Genomic DNA, 4,667 nt, shown 5'->3' with positions numbered 1-4,667 from the left:
CTGCCGGCCAGCGGCCGACACTACCCCCATTCACCCACCTGAGCGGATTCTGACCAGCCCGAGCATTTTTGCTGCACTGCAAAATGCCATACGGTACCGTCTGGTTCTAGTATCAAACAATCGTTTGATTAAGGTCCGCCCGCCCGATGGCCAAGCCCGCCCACTTCTCGACCAAGGACCGGATCCTCGGCGCCGCCGAGGAGCTGTTCGCCCAGCACGGCTTTGCCGGCACCTCGCTGCGCCAGGTCACCAGCCAGGCCGACGTCAACATCGCTGCGGTCAACTACCACTTCGGCTCCAAGGAAAACCTGGTCAACGAGGTGTTCCGCCGCCGCATGGACGAGATGACCGGCGCCCGCCTGGCCCAGCTCGAGCGTGCCCGCAACGAACACCCCGGCCAACTGCGGCCGGTGCTCGCCGCCTTCGTCGAGCCGGCCCTGGCGCTGGCCCAGGACCGTCAGAACGGCGGTGCCTTCGTCCGCGTGATCGCCCGTGCCTACGCTGAAAAGAACGACAACCTGCGCAAGTTCCTGTCCGACCACTACGGCCACGTGCTGCGTGAGTTCGGCAAGGCGATCGCCACCTGCGTGCCCGGCCTGAGCAAGGAAGAGCTCTATTGGCGCCTGGATTTCCTCGCTGGCTCGCTGACCTATGCCATGGCCGATTTCGGGCTGATCAAGCGACCTGCCGGTGTCACCGAAACGGCGCATCGTGCCCATGCCGCCCATGAACTGATCCATTTCGCCGAGGCCGGATTCCGTGCCGCCGCCCGCAGCGGCAGCGCCCTGCCCGCCTCCATTGATTCCACCCAGTAACTGCTGACCAACAAAGGCCCTACACCATGTCCAATTCCCTGCTAGTCCGCCGCGCCGCCGTGCTGGGTGCCGGCGTCATGGGTGCCCAGATCGCCGCCCACCTCACCAATGCCGGCGTCGACACCGTGCTGTTCGACCTGCCTGCCAAGGAAGGTCCGGCCGATGGCATCGTGCTGAAGTCGATCGCCAACCTCGGCAAGCTGAGCCCGGCGCCGCTGGCCAGCAAGTCGCTGGCCGAAGCCATCACCCCGGCCAACTACGAGACCGGCCTGGAACAGCTGAAGGACTGCGACCTGATCATCGAGGCGATCGCCGAGCGCATGGACTGGAAGCAGGACCTGTACAAGAAGATCGCCCCGTTCGTGGCCGACCACGCCGTGCTGGCCTCCAACACCTCGGGCCTGGGCATCAACAAGCTGGCCGACGTGCTGCCCGAACAGCTGCGCCACCGCTTCTGCGGCGTGCATTTCTTCAACCCGCCGCGCTACATGCACCTGGCCGAGCTGATCCCGGCCACCACCACCGACGCCAGCGTGCTGGAAGGCCTGGAAGCGTTCCTGGTCACCACCCTGGGCAAGGGCGTGGTGTACGCCAAGGACACCCCGAACTTCATCGGCAACCGCATCGGCGTGTTCTCGATCCTGTCCACCATCCACCACACCCAGGAATTCGGCCTGGGCTTCGACGAAGTGGACGGCCTGACCGGCCCGCTGGTCGGCCGCCCGAAGTCCGCCACCTACCGCACCTCCGACGTGGTCGGCCTGGACACCATGGCCCACGTCATCAAGACCATGGGCGATACCCTGCCCAACGACCCGTGGCATGAGTTCTTCAAGTCGCCGAAGTGGCTGGATGCGCTGATTGCCAAGGGCGCACTGGGCCAGAAGACCGGCGCCGGCATCTTCCGCAAGGTCGGCAAGGACATCGTGGTGCTGGACCTGGAAAAGCAGGACTACCGTCCGGCTGACCGCGCCGCCGCACCGGAAGTGGTCGAGATCCTGAAGATCAAGAACCCGGCCGAGAAGTTCGCCAAGCTGCGCGAGAGCCAGCACCCGCAGGCGCACTTCCTGTGGGCGACCTTCCGCGACCTGTTCCACTACAGCGCCTACCACCTGGCCGACATCGCCGAGACCGCGCGCGACGTCGATCTGGCCATCCGCTGGGGCTACGGCTGGTCGCTGGGCCCGTTCGAAACCTGGCAGGCTGCCGGCTGGAAGCAGGTGGCGCAGTGGATTGCCGATGACATCGTCGCCGGCAAGAGCATGAGCAACGCCCCGCTGCCGGACTGGGTGTTCGATGGCCGCGATGGCGTGCATGCCGCCGAGGGCAGCTACAGCCCGTCGCGCAACGCCAAGCTGCCGCGTTCGTCGCTGCCGGTATACCAGCGCCAGCGCTTCCCCGATCCGCTGCTGGGCGAGAAGTTCGCGCCGGGCGAGACCGTGTTCGAGAATGACGGCCTGCGCATGTGGCACGACGGCGATGGCATCGCCGTGGTCAGCTTCAAGACCAAGATGAACACCGTSTCCGACCACGTGCTSGATGGCCTGCAGGAATGCGTCACCCGCGCCGARAARGAYTTCMAGGGCCTGGTGATCTGGCAGCAGAAGGAGCCCTTCTCYGCCGGTGCCGACCTGGCTGGCGCCCTCGGCCTGCTGCAGGCCGGCAAGGTCGACCAGTTCGAAGAAATGGTGCACAACTTCCAGCGCACAAGCCAGCGCATCAAGTACTCGCTGGTGCCGGTGGTGGCTGCGGTGCGTGGCCTGGCCCTGGGTGGCGGCTGCGAGTTCCAGATGCACAGCGCCAAGACCGTGGCCTTCCTGGAAAGCTACATCGGCCTGGTCGAGGCCGGCGTCGGCCTGCTGCCGGCAGGCGGCGGCCTGAAGGAACTGGCCGTGCGCGCATCGCAGGCCGCCGGCCCGGGCGGTGACGTGTTCGCCGAACTGAAGAAGACCTTCGAGACCGTGGCGATGGCCAAGGTGTCCAACTCGGCGGTCAACGCCCAGGAACTGGGCCTGCTGCGCAGCACCGACAAGGTGGTGTTCAACAGCTACGAGGCCCTGTACATCGCCAAGGCCGAAGCACGCGCCCTGGCCGAAGCGGGCTACCGTCCGCCRCTGCCGGCACGCCGCATCCAAGTGGCCGGCGACGTCGGCATCGCCACCTTCAAGATGATGCTGGTCAACATGCTGGAAGGCCGCTTCATCAGCCCGTACGACTACGAGATCGCCGAGCGCATCGCCACCGTGCTGTGCGGCGGCAAGGTCGACCGCGGCACCCTGGTCGACGAAGAGTGGCTGCTGACCCTGGAGCGCAAGCACTTCGTCGAACTGGCCCAGCAGGAAAAGACCCAGGCCCGCATCGCGCACATGCTGAAGACCGGCAAGCCGCTGCGGAACTGACGGAAGACATCGGTAGTGCCGGCCACTGGCCGGCAACCTCTTCCAACCCCTATTCAAGAGATCACTGCAATGACCAAGCAAATCCAGGACGCCTACATCGTCGCCGCCACCCGCACCCCGGTTGGCAAGGCGCCCAAGGGCATGTTCCGCAACACCCGCCCCGACGACATGCTCGCCCACGTGCTGCGCAGYGTCGTGGCGCAGGCGCCGGGCGTGGACGTCAACCGCATCGATGACGCGATCATCGGCTGCGCGATGCCCGAAGCCGAGCAGGGCATGAACGTAGCCCGCATCGGCGTGCTGCTGGCCGGCCTGCCGAACACCATCGCCGCGCAGACCGTGAACCGCTTCTGCTCCTCCGGCCTGCAGGCCGTGGCGCAGGCGGCCGACGCGATCCGCCTTGGCAACGCCGACCTGATGCTGGCCGGCGGCACCGAATCGATGTCGATGGTGCCGATGATGGGCAACAAGATCGCGATGGCCCCGAGCGTGTTCGACAACGACCACGTCGCCATCGCCTACGGCATGGGCATCACCGCCGAGAAGGTCGCTGAAGAGTGGAAGGTCTCGCGCGAAGAACAGGACGCGTTCGCCCTGGCCTCGCACCAGAAGGCCATGGCCGCCATCCAGAACGGCGACTTCAAGGACGAGATCAGCCCGTACGAGATCGTCTCGCACCAGCCCGATCTGGCCGACGGCAAGCGCATCATCACCCGCAACAAGGTGGCCGACACCGACGAAGGCCCGCGTCCGGATTCCTCCGCTGAAGGCCTGGCCAAGCTGCGCCCGGTGTTCCGCAACGGCCAGTTCGGCGGCACCGTCACTGCCGGCAACTCCTCGCAGATGAGCGATGGCGCCGGCGCAGTGCTGCTGGCGTCGGAACAGGCGATCAAGGATTACGGCCTGACCCCGCTGGCCCGCTTCGTCAGCTTCTCGGTGGCTGGTGTGCGCCCGGAAGTGATGGGCATCGGCCCGATCGCCGCGATTCCGAAGGCACTGAAGCAGGCCGGCCTGAGCCAGGACCAGCTGGACTGGATCGAGCTCAACGAAGCCTTCGCCGCGCAGTCGCTGGCCGTGATCCGCGACTGCGGCCTGGACCCGAGCAAGGTCAACCCGCTGGGCGGCGCGATCGCGCTGGGCCATCCGCTGGGTGCGACCGGCGCGATCCGTACCGCGACCCTGCTGCACGGCCTGCGCCGTCGCCAGCAGAAGTACGGCATGGTGACGATGTGCATCGGCACCGGCATGGGTGCAGCGGGCATTTTCGAGGCACTGTAAGGTTCAAGGCGTTGCCTCGTTGGGCTTCAAGGCGTGGGCCGGGTTGGCAGGGCTGCCCGGGACACGCCGTGAACCCATCCATGGGGGCTCGATGGCGCCATCCATGGCGCCAACGGTCCTGCAAAGGCCCACCCATCCCGCCAGCCTGGTTTCCTGCGGGCGCGGACGGGAAGGG

At 66.5% G+C, this 4,667-nt stretch carries 3 protein-coding genes; all 3 read left to right on the top strand.

The window, feature by feature from the left end; genetic code table 11:
• Window positions 1–146: 146 nt before the first annotated feature.
• The 3 genes from AC1DJN_RS20790 (at window position 147) to AC1DJN_RS20780 (ending at window position 4,492) form a co-directional block, all read left to right on the top strand.
• A complete protein-coding gene (locus AC1DJN_RS20790) occupies window positions 147–815 on the top strand; it encodes a TetR/AcrR family transcriptional regulator (protein WP_025875011.1) in 669 nt (222 codons plus the stop codon).
• Between the two features lie 26 nt (window positions 816–841).
• Entirely contained in the window at window positions 842–3,214 is a 2,373-nt protein-coding gene (locus tag AC1DJN_RS20785; RefSeq protein ID WP_478040050.1) for a 3-hydroxyacyl-CoA dehydrogenase/enoyl-CoA hydratase family protein, read from the top strand.
• Window positions 3,215–3,283: 69 nt separating this feature from the next.
• A complete protein-coding gene (locus tag AC1DJN_RS20780) occupies window positions 3,284–4,492 on the top strand; it encodes an acetyl-CoA C-acyltransferase (protein WP_032977565.1) in 1,209 nt (402 codons plus the stop codon).
• The last annotated feature ends 175 nt before the right edge of the window (window positions 4,493–4,667 follow it).

The organism is Stenotrophomonas sp. 05L414_2, from assembly GCF_056397905.1.
This window is presented reverse-complemented; position numbering and strand designations above follow the sequence as displayed.